5 protein-coding genes are annotated in these 5,845 nt (G+C 40.2%); all 5 read left to right on the forward strand.

Annotation, left to right across the window (positions count from 1 at the left end):
• Positions 1-205 precede the first annotated feature (205 nt).
• Positions 206-982: a phenylalanine-4-hydroxylase gene (locus AAC037_RS18345; protein ID WP_339904618.1), complete on the forward strand. Its 777-nt coding sequence runs from the start codon at positions 206-208 to the stop codon at positions 980-982.
• A gap of 69 nt (positions 983-1,051) precedes the next feature.
• Positions 1,052-2,644, forward strand: coding sequence for a sialate O-acetylesterase (locus AAC037_RS18350; protein WP_339904620.1), 1,593 nt, complete (start codon positions 1,052-1,054; stop codon positions 2,642-2,644).
• 96 nt (positions 2,645-2,740) lie between these two features.
• The gene (locus AAC037_RS18355) at positions 2,741-3,238 is read left to right on the forward strand and encodes a DNA topoisomerase IV (protein ID WP_339904621.1); all 498 of its coding nucleotides are present in this window, start codon (positions 2,741-2,743) and stop codon (positions 3,236-3,238) included.
• Positions 3,239-3,257: 19 nt separating this feature from the next.
• Positions 3,258-5,156 (forward strand): DNA topoisomerase IV subunit B, encoded by a 1,899-nt coding sequence (locus AAC037_RS18360; RefSeq protein ID WP_339904622.1) that lies wholly within the window; start codon positions 3,258-3,260, stop codon positions 5,154-5,156.
• A 204-nt stretch (positions 5,157-5,360) separates the two neighbouring features.
• Positions 5,361-5,845: DNA gyrase subunit A (locus tag AAC037_RS18365; protein WP_339904623.1), on the forward strand; the 485-nt coding region annotated here is incomplete at its 3' end.

A 5,845-nucleotide genomic window follows, 5' to 3' on the forward strand; every position in this document is an offset into this window, starting at 1 on the left:
AAATTTTTAGCTGTTTTATACTTTTAACAAATTTTAAAGTATATAAAATAGTGTAAGTCAGTGATATTTTTTTTATTAGAGCAAATCTTTTCCAAACAGAGATGAAATTACAATCCTTTGCTTTAAAAATTCGTTTAAATGCTAAGTAAGTTTTTAAAGGACGAAGTTAATGCCTTTAAAAGCCATTTAATTTTTGCGATAAAAAATGAAAAATATACGTTCCAAGAGAATATTCACTGACCCCGGCTTAGGCCTTTTTCAACAAGACATAAGGACCTATAATGCTGAAGATTATAAAGTTTGGGAAATCTTATTTAAGAAACAGTCAAAAAAACTGCAGGCCGTTGCTGCGCAAGGGTATTTGAAGGGGGTTCAGGCTCTGCACCTGAATGAAGAAAAAATAGTAAACCTAAAGGAAGTGTCTTACCGATTAGGGATGAACACAGGATGGCGGGTACAGGTGGTCCCGGGGCGGGTTAATGATGGCTTGTTTTTTACTTTACTGCAAGCCAAAAAATTCCCAGTTACTTCTTGGCTAAGAAGTTTGGATGAATTGGATTACCCGATAGCTCCTGATTTATTTCATGATGCTTTTGGCCATCTTCCCTTATTGATGAATGAAAGCTTTTCTCAATTTTTAGAGGGTTTAGCCACTATCTCCTTAAGGTATATCGACAATCCATTGGCTTTAGAATTGCTTGAAAGGGTTTATTGGTACACTGTGGAGTATGGTCTAATTAGGGAGAAAAACGAGATTAAAGCATATGGAGCAGGAATACTTAGTTCCTCCGGTGAAATGCATTATAGCCTTTCGGATGAACCCAGACATTGTGCCTATGAGGTGGAGGCAGTATTGAATACCCCTTTTTGGAAAAATAAATTTCAGGACAGGTATTTTATTGTGAATGGTTTTGATGAGTTAAGGGACTCCCTTCCACTTATCGAGGAAAAAGTAGCCGAACTTTTGCAAAAAGCGGAGTGAAAACGGGTGATTTTAATGGAATTTTTTTAATCTTAGCACATCTTTTTCCATAAAAATCCATTCACCTTTATGTCCGTCCTTATAAAGAAGTTCTTATTGCTAGCATTTTTATTGCCCATCACTTTTATTCTCCAAGCTCAGGAGATTGATAGCTTGGATATTTATTTGGCCATAGGTCAATCCAACATGGCCGGGAGGGCAGAAATCATAGCGGATTTAGAAGCTCCGATAGAAGATGTTTTTCTTTTTACCGGAAAAGAATGGCTGCCGGCCACCAATCCATTAAACCTGTATTCAACAGTTAGGAAAGTGGTGAGCATGCAACGACTAAGCCCTGCCTATGGTTTTGCCAGAAAAATGCATGATTACAATCAGGATAAGAAAATTGGTCTGGTGGTCAATGCCAAAGGAGGAAGTGTAATTGATGAATGGATGCCGGGAACCTTGTTCTTTTCAGAAATTATCTCTCGTGCAAGACTCGCTGCAGAAAGTGGTAAGATCAAAGGCATTATCTGGCATCAAGGCGAAGGTGATGTAAAGGAAGCCGATCAGTACTTGGGGAAAATAAGTCACTTGATTACCGCCCTGCGTGACAGCCTCCATTTACCCGATTTGCCTTTTGTGGCCGGACAATTGTCAGAGGACAAAATTAGCCGAAAGGCGCTTAATGACACTTTGTTAAGCCTTCCGAAGTTGATGCCTCATACTGGACTGGCCCTTTCTTTTGGAACAACTACCTTCGATAGTACCCACTTTGATAGTCCGAGTCAGGTTTTATTAGGAGAGCGATATGCCGATCAAATGATACAATTAATGGAAGCAAAAAATAGTAGGAAGAGTTTTTCTTTTGGTGTATTGTCAGACATACAGTATGCCGACGTTGAAACTGCAGGAAAGCGAAACTACCGGGGGACTTTGGAAACCCTTAAACGAACCATTCCTTTTTTAAACGCCTATGACCTTAAATTTACTGTGCATCTGGGGGATTTAATAGACCGTAATTTTGAAAGTTTCGATGCCCCTTTGTCCATTTTAGAAGAGAGTAAAGCTCCTCTTCATTATGTTTGGGGAAATCATGATTTTTCAGTAACGGATAGCCTTAAACAAAAAGTAGGCAAAAAAGTAGGGAACGAAAATGGATACCATTCCATAGAGGTTGGAGACATGGTATTTATGATGGTCAATGGAATGGACATAAGCATGGAAGGACATCCGGAAGGTTCTACCCAACATGAGGAAGCTTTGATGATGATGGAAGGTTTAGAAGCAGAAGGAGCAAACAATGTGAAGCCTTGGAATGGAGGCGTAGGGGAGGAACAATTGCAATGGATGGAAGCTTTGGTCAATAAAGCAGAGGAGGAGGGAAAGCGTGTGGTGGCGTTTTGTCATTACCCGCTATTGCCGGAAAATGGGCTACATTTACTCAATCACAAAGAAGTGCTGGACAGAATAGGCCATTCCCCAGCCATGGTGGCTTGGTTTTCAGGCCACCATCACGCCGGCAACTATTACAGGGATGAAAACGGCATGCACCACCTGACTTTTTTAGGCATGGTGGAGGCTGAATCTCCTGCACTTGGCGCTATTGTCACAGTGGAGAAAGATAAATTAATCATTCATGGCATAGGAGATGAAGCGGATCGGATCCTGAATTTCAGGTAAATACCATGCCTTTGAATTTTCTTTTCAAAAAGGCCGGAGGACTTTCCGCTTTTGGTACTGGATTAATTTTTATATTTGCTGGCTAAATAGAAAATTATGTACACCCGTTTTGCTAAATTCTTTTACTTCCTTTCAATAGGATTGTTTTTGTTTGTTTTTATGTATGCTTATGCTTCCATGCCGGACTTTGCCACTTACGAGCAAAACAGCAAAGGATTGCCTGTAAAGCAAGTGAGTAAGGAAAGCTTCTTTTACTTTACAGTCATTCTGTTTTTTGTATACAATGTCCTATTGGTGATACCCGGGAAAATGATAGAAATGAAAGGCAGCAATGCCCTACACAGGCTTTTTCCGGTAGGAGATAGTTATAGGGATCGGATTTTAGCATGGATATATTCCTTTATCGGTGTGGGTAACCTATGCCTGAGTATAATGGTCTTTTATATCCATAGCCTTACCAATCAAAATGAGATTAGGAATACTGAATACAATGTTTTCTTTTACCTTGTCCCCATTTTACTGGCTGCATGGGTGATAGGCTTATTTATAGTACTGGTAGGCAAAATGAAACAGGTAAAAACAGGTACAGTTTAAGGCAGAAAACAGTTAAAATATGGCAGGAAACGTACAATACACTGAAGATAGTATAAAATCCCTCGATTGGAAAGAGCATATCCGATTAAGACCGGGTATGTATATTGGTAAGCTGGGAGACGGTAGTGCGCAGGATGATGGTATTTATGTTTTGGTAAAAGAAATCCTTGACAACAGTATCGATGAGCACATGATGGGAAATGGTCGAACCATTGAGGTGAAGATCAGTGAGCACAAAGTCGAAATCAGGGATTATGGTAGGGGAATACCCTTGGGGAAGGTCATTGATTGTGTTTCCAAAATCAATACGGGAGGTAAATATGACTCAGGTGCCTTCCAAAAATCTGTAGGATTAAATGGGGTCGGTACCAAAGCAGTGAATGCCTTATCAGAATATTTTAAGGTTCAATCTTTTAGAGAAGGCCAAACAAAAGTTGCGGAATTCAATAAAGGAGAATTGGTAGAAGATCGTCCGGTGGCCAAAACCTCGGAAAGAAATGGTACCAAGATTGTTTTTTCTCCGGATCCTTCGGTCTTTAAGAACTATCATTTTATACCGGAATACCTTGAAAACCAAATTTGGAATTATGCTTTCCTGAATAGTGGGCTAACCATTAATGGGGTCAAATATTTTTCTCAGAATGGCCTGTTGGACTTATTGGACCGAAAGGTGGATGATGATAGCAGAAGATATCCTACCATACACCTTAAGGGCAATGATATCGAAATGGCCCTAACCCATACCAACCAATATGGTGAGGAGTATTACTCCTTTGTCAATGGGCAGTTTACCACTCAAGGTGGAACACATTTGGCAGCATTTAGAGAGTCTATTGTTAGGTCGGTCAGGGAATTTTTCAAAAAAGATTATGATGCTGCGGATATAAGGCAAGGTGTGGTGGCTTCCATTGCAGTAAGGGTGATGGAACCTGTTTTTGAGTCCCAAACCAAAACCAAATTAGGCTCTCACAGTGTAGGACCTGATGGACCTACTTTGCGGACATTTGTCAATGACTTTGTAAAAGTAGAACTTGACAATTACTTGCACAAACACCCGGATACTGCCAATGCTATACTGAAGAGAATTCTTCAATCGGAGAGAGAAAGGAAAGAAATCTCAGGCATCAAGAAATTGGCCAATGAGAGGGCCAAAAAAGCCAATCTTCACAATAAGAAATTGAGAGATTGTAGGGTTCATTATGATGACAATAAGGCTAAGGAGGAACAGAAGAATGAAACCATGCTCTTTATTACAGAGGGTGACTCCGCATCCGGATCAATCACCAAGTCAAGAAATGTGCAGACGCAAGCAGTATTTTCACTGAGAGGAAAGCCACTCAATTGCTTTGGGATGACCAAAAAAGTGGTGTATGAAAATGAGGAATTTAACCTCTTGCAACACGCCTTGAATATTGAAGATGGGATAGATGGATTGAGGTATAGAAAAATAGTCATTGCCACTGATGCCGATGTCGATGGGATGCACATTCGCTTGTTGATCATGACCTATTTTCTACAATTCTTCCCTGATTTGGTGAAAAATGGACACCTTTTTATTCTTGAAACCCCACTTTTTAGGGTGCGAAACAAAAAAGAAACCATTTATTGCTATTCTGATGAAGAGCGTCAACGTGCCATTCATAAATTAGGTAAAACATCAGAGATTACGCGATTTAAGGGGCTTGGAGAAATTTCTCCCAGTGAATTTGGTGGCTTTATCGGTGAAAATATCCGTTTGGAACCCATTATCCTAAACAAGGAAACTAAAATTGCCGATTTGTTAGGCTTTTATATGGGAAAAAATACGCCTACCAGACAAGAGTTTATTATTAATAGACTGAAGGTTGAAAAAGACCTGGATCTGGGAGCAGAGGATAAGACTAACGGGGAAGAAAGTGAAGAAAAGGAAGTGGCCTAAAGTAAGGTTATTACTCCTGAATTACCCGCGAGTTAGCTGAGCTATAGCTTGTACTAATGTCTAGGGTTTTTGCTTAAGACTCCGCTCAGTATAAGGAGGAATAGAGGCCGATAGGAAATATATTCATACAATATCAACCCAATTATTGGGCTAAAGTATTTTGAGATTGTTCTCAAATACTCAAGTAAAAAATGAAGTTAATTCATGAGTGAAGAAAAAGATTTACCAATGGATGGAGATGAAGGCTTACAAAATGTTGTGCCTGTTTCCGGAATGTATCAAGATTGGTTTTTGGATTACGCTTCCTATGTTATTTTGGAGCGTGCAGTCCCTGCTATAGAGGATGGGTTTAAGCCTGTGCAACGCAGGATCATGCATGCCATGAAGGAAATGGATGACGGCCGTTTCAATAAAGTGGCCAATATCATAGGGCAGTCAATGCAGTACCACCCTCATGGTGATGCCTCCATTGGTGATGCCATAGTGAATTTAGGGCAAAAGGACTTGCTGATAGAAACCCAAGGTAACTGGGGAGATGTAAGGACAGGAGATGGAGCAGCAGCCGCTAGGTATATCGAGGCCCGACTTTCCAAGTTTGCACTTGAGGTAGTCTTTAACCCTCAAACTACAGAATGGCAGCTTTCCTACGATGGAAGAAAAAAAGAACCGGTTACCCTTCCGGAAACAGG

It is taken from the genome of uncultured Cyclobacterium sp., assembly GCF_963976465.1.
GTDB lineage: Bacteria > Bacteroidota > Bacteroidia > Cytophagales > Cyclobacteriaceae > Cyclobacterium.